The sequence below is a fragment of the Yoonia maritima genome (genome assembly GCF_043641945.1).
Taxonomy (GTDB): Bacteria; Pseudomonadota; Alphaproteobacteria; order Rhodobacterales; family Rhodobacteraceae; genus Yoonia; species Yoonia maritima_B.
The window spans coordinates 339,964-357,022 of sequence record NZ_JBHZRX010000002.1; the positions used below are offsets into that span (position 1 = coordinate 339,964).

Here is a 17,059-nt window from a genome sequence, read left to right on the forward strand (position 1 = left end):
GCCAATGCTCGGTCTCGAAAAGAAAGACTTCCGGCTGCTTCTTGTTGTCATTGGCCTGACACTATTCGCACCAATTATCCTGAACCCGTTTCCTGCGGGGTCAGAGATGGCCCAGTTCAACGCAGGCTATCCTGATCTAATGCAACGCTTTGTGATCTTTGGTATCTTTGCCATTGGGTTTAACATCCTGTTCGGCCTCACTGGGTACCTGTCATTCGGACACGCTGCGTTCTTGGGTGTGGGTTCATACTCTGCCGTCTGGATGTTCAAGCTGCTTAGCATGAACGTGCTGCCAGCAATCATCCTTAGCGTCATCATCGCGGGCCTGTTCTCGCTGCTGATCGGGTTCATCTCGCTGCGCCGTTCGGGGATCTACTTCTCGATCCTGACACTTGCCTTTGCGCAAATGTCATTCGCGCTGGCCTATTCGGTACTGACACCTATCACCGGTGGTGAAACTGGCCTGCAACTTGCACTTGATGATCCACGTATCTTGGGTGCGTCACAGACAGCAAGCGGCAACATCCCTGTGCCATCCCTGTTCGGACTTGAGATGCGTGCATCTTACGAAATGGCAGTCGGCGCATGGTCGTTCACCTTTAACGCAGGTTACTACCTCGCTGCGATCATCCTTGTGCTTGCCTTTTATCTGGCGATCCGGATCTTCCGGTCCCCATTTGGCATGATGCTTCGTGCGATTAAATCCAACCAAACGCGCATGAGCTACACAGGTCTGAACGCACGTCCTTACACACTGGCCGCATTTGTCATCTCTGGCATGTACGCGGGTCTTGCTGGTGGTCTGATGGCTTCAATGGATCCGCTGGCTGGTGCTGAGCGAATGCAGTGGACGGCTTCAGGTGAGGTTGTTCTGATGACCATCCTTGGTGGTGCAGGTACGCTGATTGGCCCAGTTTTGGGTGCAGGTATGATCAAGTACTTTGAAAACATCTTCTCCAAGATCAACAGCCAAGTTCTGCACGAATGGTTTGGCTTCCTGCCAGATGGGCTCGAAGACTTTGTTGTCACGCTGATCTACCCATTCGTGGGTAAGGGTTGGCACCTGACACTGGGTATTGTGTTCATGCTTGTCGTGATCTTCCTGCCAGGTGGCCTAGTTCAAGGTGGTCAGAAAATCCTCGCTGCCTTGCGCCGCAAAAAAACCGATGACGCCAATCCCGGCGCCACTAAACCGGCCGAATAAGGAGAAACGGATATGGGAATCCTTGAAGTAAAAGGCATCAACAAACGGTTCGGTGGCCTGCAAGCGCTAGGTGATGTGAACCTAAGCGTCGAAGAAAACACCGTCCACGCGATCATCGGGCCGAACGGTGCGGGTAAATCCACACTACTGAACGTTCTGGTTGGCAAACTGATCCCTGATAGCGGTTCGGTCATGTTTGACGGGCAGTCAGTACTGGGGCGCAAGCCGCATGAGATCAATCAGATGGGGATTAGCCGGGTGTTCCAAACACCCGAAATCTTCACCGATCTGACAGTGTTCGAAAACGTGATGATCCCCTGCTTTGCCAAACGTGACGGTGCATTCCGTATGCACGCGATCGAAAGCATCGTGTCCGAAAAAGGTATTCGGGCACAGGCCGAAGAAATGCTCGCCGACGTGAACATGCTTGAAAAGCGTGACATGCTGACATCCAGCCTTTCACGTGGTGACAAACGTCGTTTGGAAATGGCGATGTGTCTGGTGCAGGATCCAAAACTGCTGTTGCTCGATGAGCCAACAGCAGGCATGGCGCGGGCTGATACGGAAAACACGATCAACCTGCTCAAAGAGATCCGGACCAAACGCGGCATCACGATGGCCATTATTGAGCACGACATGAACGTTGTGTTCTCATTGGCGGAACGGATCACCGTGTTGGCACAGGGTACACCCCTTGTCGAAGACATCCCGGAAAACATCAAAGGCCACCCAAAAGTGCGCGAAGCCTACCTTGGCGAAGCACAGGTCTAACCTTCATCCAGCGGCCAATTCTTGTATCAGGAATTGGCCACAAACTCTGACACAGAGTTTGGCACCCCGGAGACAAACATGAACGAACCATTCAACAAACACGCAAATAACGCGGCCACCCACCCCGCCTTTCTTAGCGTTTGGGAAATCGAAGCCTACTACGGCGAAAGCTATATCGTCCAAAACGTGAGCTTCAACATCCACGAAGGCGAAATCCTCGCGCTTCTTGGCCGAAACGGTGCTGGTAAAACATCAACACTGCGCACGATCGCACGTCTTGACGACCCAGAGCTGAAGCACGGTGAAATCTGGCTAGACCATAAGCCGCTACACGAAATGAAAAGCCACCAAGCAGCTGCCGAAGGCATCGCATTGGTTCCCGAAGACCGTCGGATTATTCCGGGCCTAACAGTGGAAGAAAACCTGCAGCTTGCACAAATCGCACCACCAAAAGGCTGGTCGCTGGACCGCATCTACGATCTATTTCCTCGCCTAGGTGAACGCCGCAAGCAAGAAGGCGTGACACTTTCTGGTGGTGAACAGCAGATGCTGGCCATCGCACGCGCACTTGCTCGCGACATCAAAGTGTTGCTGCTTGATGAACCTTACGAAGGTCTGGCACCGGTTATCGTTCAAGAGATCGCCAAGACGCTTGGGATCATCCGCGACCAAGGCATCACAACGGTGATCGTTGAACAAAACGCGGTTGCTGCGCTGAAACTGGCCGACCGTGCGGTTATCCTTGATACCGGAACTGTGGTCTTTGACGGCTCTGCTGCTGAAGTGCTCGAAAACGATGCGTTGCGCGCGCAATATCTCGCAATCTAACACGAAAAAGCCGGGCGTTTCTTTCGTCAACGCCCGGCTATATCCAAGTGGCAACACAACAAATTGCCAAAGCGCTGCATTTTGATGCGCGCCCGCTTCCCCCCCCGGCAGGCTTGCCCTATAAGTAGCCCAATGCTTTGTGACGTAACGTCGCAATGCGAGCGAATTAAAGGCAAACGGCCGAGGACAATATGAGCAACAAAACCTCTCACGACAGCGATGTCAGCTTTATTCAGGCTCTGGCAGAGCTTTTGCGCGAAAACGATCTGACAGAGCTTCAAGTCAAGCGTGACTATGCTGAAAATGATAGCCTTAACGTCCGCGTTAGCCGCCAAACACAGACGGTTGTGCAAGCTAGCGTTCCTGCTGTGGCCCCTGCCCCAGTAGCCGCCGCAGCGCCTGCAGCAGCGGCACCGGCAACCGAATCTGCTGATCCAGCAAGCCACCCGGGCGCAGTCACATCACCAATGGTTGGTACCGTTTATATGGCCCCTGAACCGGGTGCCGCGCCATTCGCATCTGTTGGCGCGACCGTGAATGAAGGCGACACACTGCTTATCATCGAAGCGATGAAAACGATGAACCACATTCCTGCTCCGCGGGCTGGTACCATCAAACGCATCCTGGTCGAAGACGGCGGCGCCGTCGAATTTGGCGCCCCTCTTGTGATCATCGAATAAGGGCGGGCCCATGTTCGATAAAATCCTTATTGCAAACCGGGGCGAAATTGCGCTGCGCGTTGTGCGCGCTTGCCGCGAAATGGGTGTCAAATCCGTTGCGGTACATTCGACTGCTGACGCAGATGCAATGCACGTCCGCATGGCTGACGAAGCCGTCTGCATCGGCCCACCTTCATCAACGCAAAGCTATCTATCGTTTCCGGCGATCATCTCGGCCTGTGAAATCACTGGCGCACAGGCGATTCACCCCGGCTATGGTTTCTTGTCTGAAAACGCTGCATTCGTGCAGGCAGTTGAAGATCACGACCTAACCTTCATCGGCCCCACAGCGGAACATATCCGTACGATGGGTGACAAAATCACCGCCAAAGACACGATGAAGGCGCTTGGCGTTCCATGTGTCCCCGGATCTGACGGCGGAGTTCCTACGCTAGAAGACGCGCAACGCATCGGTGAAGAAATCGGTTACCCCGTCATCATCAAGGCAACAGCCGGCGGCGGTGGACGCGGCATGAAAGTGGCGAAAACAGCCGCTGACATGGAAAAGGCGTTTCATTCGGCCCGTGCCGAAGGCAAAGCCGCCTTCGGTAACGACGAAGTCTACATCGAAAAATATCTGACCACACCGCGCCACATCGAAATTCAAGTTTTCGGTGACGGCAAAGGTAACGCGGTACACCTTGGTGAACGCGATTGTTCGCTTCAGCGCCGCCACCAGAAAGTGTTTGAAGAGGCGCCCGGCCCCTGCATCACACCTGAGCTCCGTGCGAAGATCGGTAAGGTCTGTGCGGATGCGGTTGCGAAAATCAACTACATTGGCGCGGGTACCATCGAATTCCTGTTCGAAAACGACGAGTTCTACTTCATCGAAATGAACACGCGTTTGCAGGTTGAACACCCAGTGACAGAGGCCATCTTCGGCGTCGATCTGGTGCGCGAACAGCTACGCGTGGCTTCTGGACTGCCTATGTCCTTTACGCAGGACGATCTGCAAATCAACGGCCATTCGATCGAGGTCCGGATCAACGCTGAGAAACTTCCAAATTTCTCGCCTTGTCCCGGCACGATCACGCAGTATCACGCGCCCGGTGGCCTTGGTGTTCGCATGGATAGCGCGCTTTACGACGGGTACCGTATCCCTCCCTACTACGACAGCTTGATCGGCAAGCTCATCGTCCACGGTCGTGACCGCCCAGAGGCGCTTGCGCGTTTGGCACGTGCCCTTGGTGAACTGATCGTCGATGGCGTCGATACCACGGTGCCGCTGTTTCATGCGCTTCTTGCAGAAGAAGCCGTGCAGACCGGTGACTACAACATTCACTGGCTCGAGCACTGGTTAGAAGAAAACCTAAACGGTTAAATCGAAATCACGCGGTCCGATCATTCGGGCCGCGTTTCTTTTAGGCGGCATACACGACGATCAAAGATGCAAGATCTTACTCCTGAACTTTTGTTGTCGGCCTATGCACAAGGCGTGTTCCCCATGTCAGAAAGCCGCGACGACCCGGAAATATTCTGGGTCGATCCAGCCATGCGCGGTGTTCTACCCCTCCATGGCTTCCGAATTTCGCGAAGCTTAGCCAAGACACTAAAGCGTGGTCATTTTGAGGTGAGCTTTGATACGGCATTCCCAGAGGTCGTACGGGGATGCGCTGACCGGGACGAGACGTGGATAAACGATACAATCTTTGATCTTTACTGCACACTACATGAACGCGGCGACGCCCATTCGGTTGAGGTCTGGCAAGATGGCGAATTGGTTGGCGGTGCTTATGGCGTCACTGTTGGCGCGGCATTCTTTGGTGAAAGCATGTTCAGCCGCGTCACAGACGCATCAAAGGTCGCCCTCGCCTATTTGGTAGATCGGCTACGCTTGGGTGGTTTTTTACTTTGCGACACGCAGTTTATCACTGACCACCTTGCCAGTCTTGGCGCGGTCGAAGTCACCCGTTCAGATTATCATGAGTATCTTGCCGCAGCGATCAGACAACCCGCATCATTTGACGTACCGGGAAGCGTTCCGTCGGCTCAGGACGTACTACAGCGCAACGCCCAGACATCATAACGCGGATGATCCATGGCGTTCAGAGCCGGAGAAGAGGCGATCATCCATCCAGCAAAAACAGGTTCTTCTTGATCGCGATACTTAACGACCAGCTCAATATACGCGTCACCCGAAGGATTTGATTCGGGGTAGCGGCAATCGTTCAATGTGACGTGCAAATAACCCAGCCGACCAGTTTCACCGGTCTGCAAGGTCAAGTCTGTATGATCGCCTGTCAGCTTATCCAACACGCGCACAACGCCGCTTGTTGCTGAAACAGCAACCTCTTGTTGGGCAGTAGCGGCCAATGGCAGCAAAGCCGCAATCGTCGTCGAAAAGATCAGTGATTTAAGCATGATCAACGCACCCTTACTCGGGGGTCCATGCCTCATAGTCGGAACGTTCAGCAGGTGCCGCTTTACGGATAGAACCGGCCGGCGCATAAGCCCCCGTAGTGCCTGTCAGGTTTTCCTGGTGTGGCTTTTCCCATGGTTTATGCGTTAACGCGACCTCTGATGGGGCCTCGTCCCATGTGTGGTGCAGCCAGCCGTGCCAGTCGGGGCTCACGCGCGACGCTTCGTTTTCGCCGTTATAAATCACCCAGCGACGGCTATCGTCAGCATTGCGATAGAACACGTTGCCTTCGGCATCTTCGCCGACTTTAGTGCCGTTACGGCTTGTCCAAAGTTGGGTGCCAAAAGATTGACCATCCCACCATGTAAAGATGCGTTTGATATTATGACCTAGGCCCATGTCGCGTCTCCGTTTGCGTTGCCTCTCCATGCCTGAAATAGGCAGAAAGGTCTAGTCCGGTTAAAGCCCTGCGCGATACGCGGTAAGCTCAATTTCAATTTTGTACTTTGGGTCGATCAGCGGGCAAGAAATCATCATCGCAGCAGGTGGATTGTCACCAAATGTCTGCGACAGGATCGGCCAGCATGCCTCAAAATCTGACGGGTTAGGAACGACGTAGGTCACCCTAACAGCATCAGCAAAGCTCGCTCCTGCTTCGGTTAGCGCCTTTTCAATGACAGCCAACGCCGCGGCACATTGTTCCGCTACATCGGTTGAAATGCTTTCCCCCGGTGCGACGGTCCCTGAAACGTGAACCCAACCATCTGCAACAACCGCGCGGCAATACCCGATTTTATCCTCGAAAATGCCGCCCGATTTGATGCGTTTCATGATTTAGCTAGCTGAAGCAGTTTCTTTGGCTTGTTTACCATCGTCGTGGATCATCAGAGGTGCCACATCAGATGTCACAGCCTCTTCGTTCACGACAACCTCGGTCACGGTGTCCATGCCCGGCAGGTCAAACATCGTGTCGAGCAAGATGTCTTCCATGATGGAACGCAGACCACGCGCACCAGTTTTGCGTTCAATCGCTCGTGCGGCAATCGCAGACAGCGCATCTTCGGTGAAGGTTAGCTTGGTGTCTTCTAGTTCAAAAAGGCGTTGGTACTGCTTAACCAGCGCGTTCTTTGGCTTTGTCAGGATCGTGATCAGTGCGTCAGCATCCAGATCTGTCAGTGTCGCAATCACTGGTAGACGACCAACAAACTCTGGGATCAGCCCGAATTTCAGCAGATCTTCGGGCTCCAGGTCTTGGAACACTTCGCCAACGCCACGTTCGTCAACTTCCTGCACGTCGGCACCAAAGCCCATGCTTGTACCTTTGCCGCGCTGCGCGATGATCTTATCCAGACCAGCAAACGCACCGCCACAGATGAACAGGATGTTCGTCGTGTCGACCTGAAGGAATTCTTGCTGCGGGTGCTTACGGCCACCCTGCGGCGGCACAGATGCAACCGTACCTTCCATGATTTTCAGCAATGCCTGCTGCACACCCTCGCCCGATACGTCACGGGTGATAGAAGGGTTGTCAGACTTGCGAGTAATCTTATCGACCTCATCAATGTAAACGATACCGCGTTGTGCGCGTTCAACATTGTATTCAGAAGCCTGAAGCAATTTTAGAATGATGTTTTCAACATCTTCACCGACATAACCAGCCTCGGTCAGTGTCGTCGCATCAGCCATTGTGAACGGTACGTCCAGAATACGCGCGAGCGTCTGCGCCAAAAGCGTCTTACCGCAACCGGTTGGGCCGATCAGCATAATGTTGGATTTCGCCAGCTCGATATCAGATTTATCGGCGTGGTTAAGGCGCTTATAGTGGTTATGCACAGCGACCGACAAAACACGCTTTGCATGCATTTGGCCGATCACATAATCATCAAGCACCTTACAAATTTCGGTCGGGGTCGGCACACCATCGCCGGATTTAAGGCCAGCGGTTTTGGTTTCCTCACGGATGATATCCATGCACAGTTCAACGCATTCATCGCAGATAAACACTGTTGGCCCGGCAATCAGCTTACGCACCTCGTGTTGGCTTTTGCCACAGAAGCTACAGTAAAGCGTGTTTTTGCTGTCGTTTCCGGTCGTAGTCGCCATCTCAAACCCCTTGGCCTATAGGCCCGTCAAACATAATTCGGGCTGCCCCTATCGCAACTTTAGGGCAGCCCGGCAAGGTCCACAACGTCAAAATGACCCAAGATGGGTCACGTTAACGAAACCCTCAATCTTCAGCTTTTTCGCGGTTCTCAACGATTTCGTCGATCAAACCCCAATCTTTCGCCTCTTCCGGAGACATAAAGTTGTCGCGCTCAAGGCCTGCTTCAACTTTTTTCAGCGTGTTGCCAGTGTGCTTAACGTAAATTTCATTCAAGCGTGTCTTGAGCTTCTGGGTTTCGGCAGCGTGGATCATGATGTCCGTCGCCTGCCCCTGATACCCACCAGATGGCTGGTGAACCATGACGCGGCTGTTCGGCAACGAGAAACGCATGCCGGCATGGCCAGCGGTCAACAAAAGCGACCCCATAGAAGCGGCCTGACCAATAACCAGCGTGCTGACCTTTGGCTTGATGTATTGCATCGTGTCGTAGATCGACAAACCAGATGTCACAACGCCACCTGGGCTGTTGATATACATGCTGATTTCTTTTTTAGGGTTTTCCGATTCGAGGTGCAGAAGCTGCGCCACGATCAGTTGGCTCATGCCGTCATGCACCGGGCCGTTCACAAAAATGATCCGCTCCTTCAAAAGGCGCGAAAAAATGTCATAGGCGCGTTCACCCCGAGCGGTCTGTTCAACGACCATTGGGACAAGGTTCATGTAGGTCTCGACGGGATCTTGCATATGTATTGCCTCACTGTTGGACGGTGTCGTCCTAATTCAAAAGTCCTGACAGAGTCTTAGTGACAGGCGTCAGGGGCTTCAAGGGTTGCAGGGAACGTTTGACGAATCGTAAGTAATGACTTACGGTAAGTCATGGATTACCAAGATGCAATCACCGCCCTCGCTGACCCAACCCGCCGTGTCATTATTGACCGCCTACGCGGTGGACCGCTGGCCGTTGGGGCCATCGCAGAAGGCATGAAAATCAGTCGACCAGCGGTCAGCCAACACCTACGCGTACTATCCGATGCCGGACTTTTGACCGTCACGCCATCCGGAAACCGGCGGCTCTATGCCATCGCGCCTGATGGCGTCGATGAATTGCGCAAATATCTGGATAGCCTGTGGGATGATGCCCTGACCGCCTTTGCCCGCGCCGCCCATGACAAAGCAAGAGGACCACAGAAATGAATGACCCGATCCACAAAATCATCGATGTGCCGCTAACACCGGAAGAGGCCTTTGCCCTATTCACAGACGGCATCGACAGCTGGTGGCCCGGCGCGACACATTCTGTTTCGGCCAGTGACGGCGACACCCCGCAAAACATCCGGATTGAACCGCACAAGGGTGGCAAGATTATTGAGACCACACGAGACGGCAATGAATGCATCTGGGGCGAAATCATCGCTTATGATCCCGGCGCATTCGTATCGTTCACATGGCACCCCGGCAAATCTGAAACAGAGGCCACTGTCGTCGCTGTGAGTTTTAAAGAATTCAAAGACGGTACCCAATGTGCCCTGACGCACGGCGGATTTGATATCCTAGGTCCGTTGGCCGATGCGGTCAGCACCAGCTATATGACCGGATGGGATATGGTTTTGGGGTGCTTTTGTGGCGCCTTGAAAGCTCCGGTGAAAGCGTAGGGGCACACCACAACTGACAATATCTCGTGAATTTGCGCTAGCTGGAATTCTCTTCCGAACGCGAATTCCACTTGTACCCTGTCACATCGGCTAGACGCTGCAATTGCTTCTTTCGTTGCTCAAATAGGTACTCTCCCAACCACGTAATAAGCGCGTCCCATTCAGGTGGTGCACCAAGTGCAATTCCAATATTCGCCTTCGTATCGACGACTATCTGGTCGTCTAAAATTTGCAGTTCCAAGAAGTTTTCTACTGACTCGTGGCCGTCTTCATGTGCATACCGCTTGTTCCTTAGATCCATAATCGTTTCGTGAATTTTCTGAAGGTGTGCAGGAACCTTACTCTTGCTAACCTTTCGCGTCCCGCCAACAAAAATGCGCGCGTATTCGACGACAAAGGCAGACTGCATCATATCGAGCGCGAAGATAGCATCCATAGAAATGGTTTCAGGGTCAAACGGACCAAGTTCCCTTAACCTTTGATAGATAAACGAAACCTTTGCAAAAGAATAACCGTTTTGGGTGTCATGAGCCAAGCGGTTGATGTCATCACTAAAATCTTGAAGTTCGACCGGAATTTCTGCTCCTGCGTTCTTCTTGTTCATTCAGTCCGCCATCTCGTCGCTGAGAGACCACAGTACGGAACAGCTACCCCACATGAAACAACGTCCCAAACAGTTTCGGATCAAGGCTCTCGCTTGCGAACGTATCGCCTTCGGTCAGCACAGACACCGCGTCGTGGCTGTGCAGGCTTTCTTGGTGGCTCGCAATAACTCGGAAATCTGAGACACGGCTGTCCTGTTGTAGTTGTTCGGTGAACAACCGAACGGCGTCTTCGACAAAGATCGGGTTGGCGGCGTTGAGTTCGGCAAAGGCCTGTTCATCTTCGCGTTTGACCATGACTTGGGTTTCAGTGGGCACCGCTGCGCGGGCACGGTCGATCAGGTCTTCAAACCACAGGCATTCGCTGTGCGGCTCAAGCAGGACCGAAATACGCGCGACAGATCGCTGGGAATGTGGCGTGGCAAGTTGGCCACGGAACTGGCGCGCGTGCTCTGATAACTCCAGCGAACATGGGCAAGTCGATGAATATACATAGTCCAAATGCATGATCTTTTTGCGCACGCCGGCGCTTTCGACCAGTTCCAGCGCAATGTCGTAGTATTGATAGCCTGACAGGCCAGACCGCAGGCTTTCGACCTTCATTGGAAAGGAAAACCGCATCTGAATACGCGCATCAAAGCTTTCGAGGTCGGTCTTATACGCATCAAGCGCGCGTTCGATCACGTCAAAGCTGAATGTTTCTTCAGCATGTTTATAAAACGTCCGCATGATCCGGGACATGTTAATGCCCTTCTTTTCGGCGTCCAGCGACACAGTGCCGGTTACCGAAGTCTCAAGCGTCAGATCGCCGCCATCGCGGGTATGAAAACGGATGGGCAGCCGGAAGTTGGAAATTCCGACGTGCTGGATTTGCTGCTTGGCCCCTTTGATCAGGCTCGACGGGCCGTTTTGCAGGTCAGGCATTGATGCCTTGTAGGCGTCATCGACCTCAAACGCGTCCGGATAGGCGCGGGCTAGTGCAGGATAGTTCGATACCTCTTGGCCAGGGATCAAGCGCGACACAAGCGGATCAAGCGTGGCGACCTCTTCTGCCGTCACATCGCCCGCCCAACGGCGCAACACAGCAAGCGCATCTTCAGCCTCTTGACGGCTTGGCTTATCGTTCAAGTCAGACGTATGAATGTTCACTTTCGCCCCTTCTGCCACAGGTTTACCCTCTTTTAGATGGGTGTCACCGTCGGCATTCTCAACCATATCCTTATAGATACGCAAAACATCCGACTTCAGATCAGTCATTCTCGGTCTCCACTTTCCATCGCCGAACTTGAGCGACCTTAGCACAGCAAACAATGGGTGACACGTTGATGTTAGCGGAGTTGTCACGCGCGACGTAGCCACCGCGCGCTAACCGTTAACCAATCGCTGCGCGCAGATCAGCCAAAAGATCGTCGGCATCTTCAAGACCAACACTTAGGCGGATAAGGCCCGGGGTGATCCCAAGGTCGGCCTTGGTTTCTTCTTCAAGGCGCTGGTGCGTCGTGGTGTAGGGATGAGTAGCGATCGATTTTGCGTCACCAAGGTTGTTCGAAATTGTAAAAATCTCGAGCTTGTTGAGCAGAGCAAAAGCCGCCTCCTTGGAGCCTGCATCAATCGACAGCACCGTACTGCCCGACCCCATCTGCGCCTGCGCCAATGCGTTTTGCGCATGGCTGGAAAGGCCCGGGTAGATTACGTTTTCAAGTTTCCCGTCCGCCTCTAGCCCAGTCGCAATTTTCAGCGCCGCATCGGCTTGGGCATGAACACGCAGTTCAATTGTCTCAAGCCCCTTGAGCATCAGCCAAGCTGTAAACGGCGACATCGAACCGCCAGTGTGTTTCATGTAGGGTTCAACTGTACCGCGGATGAATTCTTTGGTCCCAAGGATGACACCGCCCAATGCGCGCCCCTGCCCGTCAATATGCTTGGTCGCGGAATAGATGACCGCGTCGGCACCTTGGGCAATAGCGTCAGAGAACACAGGCGTGGCAAAGACGTTATCAATGATAACCTTTGCGCCAACAGCCTGGGCCAGCTTCGCAACCGCTTTGATGTCGACGACTTCCAGCGTGGGGTTTGATACGCTCTCAAAGAAGACCGCTTTGGTGTTTGGCCGAATTGCTGCTTCCCAAGCGGACATATCAGTGCCGTCTACAAAGGTTACTTCGACACCGTAGCGGGTCAGGATTTCTTCAAGAATATACAGACAAGACCCAAACAGCGCCTTGGCCGAAACCACGTGGTCGCCCGCACGCAAAAGCGAAGATAGCGCGCCGTTGACAGCCGCCATACCAGAAGCAGTCGCAAAGGCATCCTCGGCCCCTTCGAGCGCTGCAATGCGTTCTTCGAACATCGCGACGGTGGGGTTCCCGTAACGCGCATAGATGAATTCATCATCACCCAAAGCAACAAAACGCGCCTCGGCGTCTTCGGCAGTCTCATAGACAAAGCCCTGCGTCATAAAAATCGCTTCGCTCACTTCGCCGTAATGACTGCGCCGTGTTCCTGCGTGCACCGCTGTTGTCCGCTTGCTCCAGTTTTTCATCGTCATATCCCCGCGCAATCGCGCATTAAAAAACCCCGACACCGGGAAAAGGGTATCGAGGCCGTAAAAACCGCAACCCTCTTTAGCAGATTATTTAACGTGGCCCGCAATCCGGTAACAAATCGCCACGTTGTTTGCATAGGCCCCATGCGTAAATACGTCAAGATGTGCGTGTTGTTACACAGCCTTAATCAACCCATCACAGATCAGTCAGCAAAGCTGCCAAGACTGCCCAACCGGAACGTGGGTTTGAGCGGCCTACCACGCCCAATTGCATCAAACGCAAAACACGCCACTCCCCTATTTTAAGGTACTGCTGAACGAAGGAAGCGCAGACACCGATTAAACAACCTTGCCAAGCGAAACCATTTCTTAAACCTGCGCTGATAGCACTGATAGGGTCCTTATCAGGTGATAATCATGCAACATCGCTCCCACAGATACCGTACGCAATACCCCATCGAAATGCGCACGCCTGTCGGGGTAGTGATGGGGAAAATCGCTGACGTGAACAATCACGGTGCCCGCATCGAACGCGTGCGCCCGATGCATCGGGGTAGCAAAGTATCGTTCAATGTCTTGGGGCGCCCGGTGAATGCTGTTGTGGTTTGGTCGACTAGTGATCAGATCGGGATCACCTTTCGCCCGCATATCAACGATGATGTGTTAGATACATTACGTTACCGCCGCGACGCGCGTGCGGGATCACATCGCGGGGCTGTTGGATTTGGCTTTACGGAAATGCGTTAGTCTTGCGTATTCTCTGGTTCTTCAATCAAATACTTTTGCAACCCAACGATCTGCACCCAAAGGAATACGAACAGCGCAGCCGGAAAAGCAAAGGTTTCAAGCTTGACCCATAGATCGGTCGTTTGCGTGCGCCAGATGACTTCGTTTGCGACTGCCAGCACAACAAACATCCCAGTCACGCGTTTGGTGAAAATCATCCAACCTTCCCGTTCCATAGGCAGGAATTCTTCCATCACATACTGCAGATAGCTTTGACCGCGAAGTAGGCCGACACCCAGAATACCCGCCATGAAACCGTAAACGATGGTCGTCTTCATTTTAAAGAACCGCTCATCGTTGAAATAGGCCGTGAGCCCACCAAAAAAGATGACCATAAAGGCAGTGAACACCTGCATCCGGCTAAGTTTTCCGGTTAGTTTCCAAAGAATAGCCATCGAGATGAGCAGGATCGGAATGAACACAAGCGCGGCGACAATAAAGCCGGAATATTCCGTTCCGCCAAACAGATAGGTTTCGTCTTTGATCTTCACATAGATCAAGAAGAATGCCAGCGTTGGCCCCAATTCAAGAACCTGTTTCAATACTGGATTGATCTGTTTTTCAGCCATGGATGTCTCCCTTAGCCTCCCATTTCTACGATCACAGCGCCTAGTGCAACCAGCGCCATCAAGAACAGGCGGCGAGGCCCGACCTTTTCACCTAAAATGAACCAACCGATTAAGGCGGCAAATACGGTGGATGTCTCGCGTAGCACGGCCGCCTCGCCTACTTTGTCGAGGCGGGTCGCCATCATCACGCCGCCGAAACTGACCCATGCGATCAACGCACCAGCCAACCCACGCCACATCAGTGGTCGCAGAACAGGCGGCGCGGCCATACGCCGATACCGCAATACAGCCAAGATGGGCATGTCGAGCGCGGTCACGAAAAAGAACCACGCCAAAAACGTAAACGGATCAGGTGACTGTCGAATACCGTAGGCGTCATATGTCGTGTAAACCGCAACAAGCATCCCGCAAACCAATGCCCACAATAGCCCAGTTTTAAGCGCGGCAATGTCGATCATTTCTTCTGACAGATTCCGCAATGCCAGCAACAGGATACCACCAGAAAGGCAGGCAACGCCGACCCACTGAACCGCGCTGAAATGCTCGCCAAAAAACAGCGATGCCGCAATAACGGTGACAAGTGGCCCAGTGCCCCGCACCACCGGATAAACCACTGTGTATGCGGCCTTTTCATACGCAAGCGCCATTGTGACCTTGTATGCAAAGTGAACGACAACCGCCCCCACAAGAATGATCGCGGTTGTCGCGTTGGGCCATGGAACCAAAAACAGCGCGACTGGAGCCGAAATGATGGCGAGCCAAATATCAATCGCGCCGCGTGACAACCACGGGTCGTACCGCCCCTTTTGCAATGCGCCAAATACCGCATGTGCAACTGCCGACACCAAAGCTAGAATCGTAGCCAGCCGCGCGCCCTCGGGAGTGCCCGCGATTGAGACCAGCCAGTCTGCTAAATTATTCAAAAATCACCTGATTTCCAAGACAGATCAATTGTCAGACCTGAAAGCAACACCCCCATGGCTGTCGCGATGTCATCGTCGCTTTCCGCGTTTCTTAATGTTGCAGACGGTATCCCCACCTGCATCGCACCTAACCCTCGCTCAGAAGAGATAGAGACATCCAGCGTGCCCTGCCGTTCAGCCACCATGCTCAGGAACGCTTGGCGGGTGTCAGTGCTAACTTGCAAACGTGGCACATCGCGTAGCGCATTGCCGACGCTAACGCGATTGACCGCGGACAGATCGATATCAAGATCATCCAACAAGGATTGGTTCACCGCGACTTGCCCCCGCAGGTTGGCCATCCGCATACCTAGTAGGCTGGACTGCATATTCGCTACGGAACTAAAATACGCCCCCTGCATCAATACGCTTGCCGAGACCCCGCTCCCGTCTGTGTGACGCAAAGTGACATTTTCGACGATCAGCTCCCCTACGTCAGCCAATCGACGCAACCGAAGTGATGCATCATATTCCCGCGCGCCCAGCGCAAGATCATCAAAGCGTAGCGCCATCGCTTCTGGCAGGCCCTCACCGGCGAGCAAAGGATCGACGTCTTCGAACTGAAATCCGAGTGTCGAAAACCCCGCTTCAGCCCATTCTGGCAGCTGCTTGCTATTGATCTCGCACCAGCCATCATCGGCCAGTGTCACGGTTACCTTCTTCGGGGACTTATCCATATTTGCATATGGAATCACTGCTGCTTCAAATGCTTCCCAGCTATGTTGGCATTGGTCCGCGGTCATAGTGTCATAAGCAACTGCTGGCGATGCGGCCATGCATGCCGCAAAGATCAGCGTTCTCATGCGTCGACCCCAACCAGCGCTGCTGCAAATTCTTCAGGATCGAATGGCGCAAGGTCATCGATCTGCTCGCCAACGCCAATCGCGTGGATAGGCAGGCCGAATTGGTCGGCCAGTGCGACCAGCACACCGCCCTTTGCCGTGCCATCCAGCTTGGTCATCACCAATCCAGACACATCGGCAAGTTCTTGGAACACCTTAACCTGTTGGACCGCGTTCTGCCCTGTCGTTGCATCAAGCACCAACAGCGTGTTGTGCGGTGCATCGGGGTCTTTCTTGCGGATCACCCGCACGATTTTTGCCAGTTCTTCCATCAGGTCAGACCGGTTCTGCAATCGCCCGGCGGTGTCGATCATCAAAAGATCGGCGCCATCGGCCTCGGCCTGCGTCATGGCGTCGAATGCAAGGCTAGCTGGGTCGGAGCCTTCGGGGGCGGTCAGCACAGGTACTCCGGCGCGATCACCCCATACCTGCAATTGCTCAACGGCAGCCGCGCGGAAGGTATCACCCGCAGCGATGACAACCTTTTTGCCCGCCGCCTGAAACTGGCTGGCTAGTTTACCGATTGTCGTTGTCTTACCTGCGCCATTCACGCCAACGACCAGAACCACCTGGGGTTTCTTCGCATAAAGCGGCATGGGCCGCGCGACAGGTTCCATGATCCGCGTGATCTCATCCGCCATGAGCTGTTTGATTTCAGCCACCGACAGTTTCTTGCCCAAGCGCCCTTCGGCCATGTTCGCCGTGACGCGCAGCGCGGTATCCACACCCATGTCAGCCGTAATCAGCAATTCTTCAAGCTGCTCTAGCATCTCATCGTCAAGCGTGCGGCGCACAACGGTTGCCTGTTCAGCACCGAACATGCGTCCTAAAATGCCAGATTTTTTAGGGGCTTCTGGTGCGTCCTTGACCTGCTCAGGTTCATCAACAGCCACTTCAGGTTCCGGTACCGGCGTCGGTTCGGGTACTTCGACCTTGGGCGCCTCAACGACGGGCGGTTCTTCCACTCCGCCATCGCTAACGATCGCGTCCAGACCTTCGTCAATTTTGGAAGATGATCCCGTTAGCCGATCTTTGAGCTTTTTGAAAAACGACATGCGCCAGCGCCTTTGGTAAATTACGTCTTATGACCTAATCCCTTGGGCAGTGATTGAAAAG

Annotated in this window: 21 protein-coding genes and 1 riboswitch; of the genes, 9 read left to right on the forward strand and 12 right to left on the reverse strand. The window is 53.7% G+C overall.

The features are described from left to right. Positions 1 to 4 precede the first annotated feature (4 nt). The 6 genes from ACHUEV_RS05235 to aat all read left to right on the forward strand — a co-directional run bounded on the left by ACHUEV_RS05235 (position 5) and on the right by aat (position 5,548). On the forward strand, positions 5 to 1,204 hold the full coding sequence (locus tag ACHUEV_RS05235; RefSeq protein ID WP_394178003.1) for a branched-chain amino acid ABC transporter permease: 1,200 nt from the start codon (positions 5 to 7) through the stop codon (positions 1,202 to 1,204). Positions 1,205 to 1,216: 12 nt separating this feature from the next. Continuing rightward, positions 1,217 to 1,975, forward strand: a complete 759-nt coding sequence (locus tag ACHUEV_RS05240) for an ABC transporter ATP-binding protein (RefSeq protein ID WP_106355976.1) — start codon at positions 1,217 to 1,219, stop codon at positions 1,973 to 1,975. 78 nt (positions 1,976 to 2,053) lie between these two features. Further along, entirely contained in the window at positions 2,054 to 2,803 is a 750-nt protein-coding gene (locus ACHUEV_RS05245) for an ABC transporter ATP-binding protein (protein WP_394178004.1), read from the forward strand. Between the two features lie 191 nt (positions 2,804 to 2,994). Beyond that, positions 2,995 to 3,483, forward strand: coding sequence for an acetyl-CoA carboxylase biotin carboxyl carrier protein (accB, locus tag ACHUEV_RS05250; RefSeq protein ID WP_394178005.1), 489 nt, complete (start codon positions 2,995 to 2,997; stop codon positions 3,481 to 3,483). A 10-nt stretch (positions 3,484 to 3,493) separates the two neighbouring features. Then, positions 3,494 to 4,843: an acetyl-CoA carboxylase biotin carboxylase subunit gene (accC, locus tag ACHUEV_RS05255; protein ID WP_394178006.1), complete on the forward strand. Its 1,350-nt coding sequence runs from the start codon at positions 3,494 to 3,496 to the stop codon at positions 4,841 to 4,843. 66 nt (positions 4,844 to 4,909) lie between these two features. After that, positions 4,910 to 5,548, forward strand: a complete 639-nt coding sequence (aat, locus tag ACHUEV_RS05260; protein ID WP_394178007.1) for a leucyl/phenylalanyl-tRNA--protein transferase — start codon at positions 4,910 to 4,912, stop codon at positions 5,546 to 5,548. On the opposite strand, the gene ACHUEV_RS05265 is transcribed toward aat, so the two are convergent. From ACHUEV_RS05265 to ACHUEV_RS05285, 5 genes are all read right to left on the reverse strand, one after another. Then, positions 5,512 to 5,883 carry a DUF2155 domain-containing protein gene (locus ACHUEV_RS05265; RefSeq protein ID WP_394178008.1) on the reverse strand — a complete coding sequence of 124 codons (372 nt, stop codon included), beginning with the start codon at positions 5,881 to 5,883 and terminating at the stop codon, positions 5,512 to 5,514. The two genes, aat and ACHUEV_RS05265, sit on opposite strands and share 37 nt — an antisense overlap. A gap of 13 nt (positions 5,884 to 5,896) precedes the next feature. Next, positions 5,897 to 6,280 carry an NADH:ubiquinone oxidoreductase subunit NDUFA12 gene (locus ACHUEV_RS05270; RefSeq protein ID WP_394178010.1) on the reverse strand — a complete coding sequence of 128 codons (384 nt, stop codon included), beginning with the start codon at positions 6,278 to 6,280 and terminating at the stop codon, positions 5,897 to 5,899. A gap of 60 nt (positions 6,281 to 6,340) precedes the next feature. Continuing rightward, positions 6,341 to 6,712 (reverse strand): RidA family protein, encoded by a 372-nt coding sequence (locus ACHUEV_RS05275; RefSeq protein ID WP_394178011.1) that lies wholly within the window; start codon positions 6,710 to 6,712, stop codon positions 6,341 to 6,343. A gap of 3 nt (positions 6,713 to 6,715) precedes the next feature. Then, on the reverse strand, positions 6,716 to 7,984 hold the full coding sequence (gene clpX, locus ACHUEV_RS05280) for an ATP-dependent Clp protease ATP-binding subunit ClpX (RefSeq protein ID WP_394178013.1): 1,269 nt from the start codon (positions 7,982 to 7,984) through the stop codon (positions 6,716 to 6,718). Positions 7,985 to 8,108: 124 nt separating this feature from the next. Further along, the gene (locus ACHUEV_RS05285) at positions 8,109 to 8,729 is read right to left on the reverse strand and encodes an ATP-dependent Clp protease proteolytic subunit (protein WP_394178014.1); all 621 of its coding nucleotides are present in this window, start codon (positions 8,727 to 8,729) and stop codon (positions 8,109 to 8,111) included. A 132-nt stretch (positions 8,730 to 8,861) separates the two neighbouring features. On the opposite strand from ACHUEV_RS05285, the gene ACHUEV_RS05290 reads away from it, so the two are divergent. After that, positions 8,862 to 9,179 carry an ArsR/SmtB family transcription factor gene (locus ACHUEV_RS05290; protein WP_394178015.1) on the forward strand — a complete coding sequence of 106 codons (318 nt, stop codon included), beginning with the start codon at positions 8,862 to 8,864 and terminating at the stop codon, positions 9,177 to 9,179. Then, the gene (locus ACHUEV_RS05295) at positions 9,176 to 9,637 is read left to right on the forward strand and encodes an SRPBCC domain-containing protein (protein WP_394178016.1); all 462 of its coding nucleotides are present in this window, start codon (positions 9,176 to 9,178) and stop codon (positions 9,635 to 9,637) included. The genes ACHUEV_RS05290 and ACHUEV_RS05295 overlap by 4 nt, the downstream gene beginning before the upstream one ends. Positions 9,638 to 9,674: 37 nt before the next feature. Here the strand turns inward: ACHUEV_RS05295 and ACHUEV_RS05300 are convergent, their stop codons facing one another. The 3 genes from ACHUEV_RS05300 to metZ form a co-directional block, all read right to left on the reverse strand. Further along, positions 9,675 to 10,241 carry a hypothetical protein gene (locus ACHUEV_RS05300; protein ID WP_394178017.1) on the reverse strand — a complete coding sequence of 189 codons (567 nt, stop codon included), beginning with the start codon at positions 10,239 to 10,241 and terminating at the stop codon, positions 9,675 to 9,677. Between the two features lie 43 nt (positions 10,242 to 10,284). Continuing rightward, a complete protein-coding gene (gene folE2 / locus ACHUEV_RS05305; protein ID WP_394178276.1) occupies positions 10,285 to 11,388 on the reverse strand; it encodes a GTP cyclohydrolase FolE2 in 1,104 nt (367 codons plus the stop codon). A 223-nt stretch (positions 11,389 to 11,611) separates the two neighbouring features. Beyond that, positions 11,612 to 12,781 carry an O-succinylhomoserine sulfhydrylase gene (metZ, locus tag ACHUEV_RS05310; protein ID WP_394178018.1) on the reverse strand — a complete coding sequence of 390 codons (1,170 nt, stop codon included), beginning with the start codon at positions 12,779 to 12,781 and terminating at the stop codon, positions 11,612 to 11,614. A 61-nt stretch (positions 12,782 to 12,842) separates the two neighbouring features. After that, a riboswitch (SAM riboswitch) is annotated at positions 12,843 to 12,920 on the reverse strand. A gap of 281 nt (positions 12,921 to 13,201) precedes the next feature. Between metZ and ACHUEV_RS05315 the strand changes: the two genes are divergently transcribed. Beyond that, positions 13,202 to 13,531 (forward strand): PilZ domain-containing protein, encoded by a 330-nt coding sequence (locus ACHUEV_RS05315; RefSeq protein ID WP_394178019.1) that lies wholly within the window; start codon positions 13,202 to 13,204, stop codon positions 13,529 to 13,531. Here the strand turns inward: ACHUEV_RS05315 and ACHUEV_RS05320 are convergent. Genes ACHUEV_RS05320 through ftsY form a run of 4 tightly spaced genes read right to left on the reverse strand, consistent with a single transcriptional unit; the run spans position 13,528 to position 16,998 of the window. Continuing rightward, positions 13,528 to 14,139 carry an inner membrane-spanning protein YciB gene (locus ACHUEV_RS05320; RefSeq protein WP_394178020.1) on the reverse strand — a complete coding sequence of 204 codons (612 nt, stop codon included), beginning with the start codon at positions 14,137 to 14,139 and terminating at the stop codon, positions 13,528 to 13,530. The two genes, ACHUEV_RS05315 and ACHUEV_RS05320, sit on opposite strands and share 4 nt — an antisense overlap. Before the next feature lie 11 nt (positions 14,140 to 14,150). Next, positions 14,151 to 15,062 (reverse strand): EamA family transporter, encoded by a 912-nt coding sequence (locus ACHUEV_RS05325; RefSeq protein ID WP_394178021.1) that lies wholly within the window; start codon positions 15,060 to 15,062, stop codon positions 14,151 to 14,153. Then, complete coding sequence (locus ACHUEV_RS05330; protein WP_394178022.1) at positions 15,059 to 15,904, reverse strand: hypothetical protein; 846 nt, start codon at positions 15,902 to 15,904, stop codon at positions 15,059 to 15,061. Before ACHUEV_RS05330 ends, ACHUEV_RS05325 begins: the two co-directional genes overlap by 4 nt. Next, the gene (gene ftsY, locus ACHUEV_RS05335) at positions 15,901 to 16,998 is read right to left on the reverse strand and encodes a signal recognition particle-docking protein FtsY (protein ID WP_394178023.1); all 1,098 of its coding nucleotides are present in this window, start codon (positions 16,996 to 16,998) and stop codon (positions 15,901 to 15,903) included. Before ftsY ends, ACHUEV_RS05330 begins: the two co-directional genes overlap by 4 nt. Positions 16,999 to 17,059 lie beyond the last annotated feature (61 nt).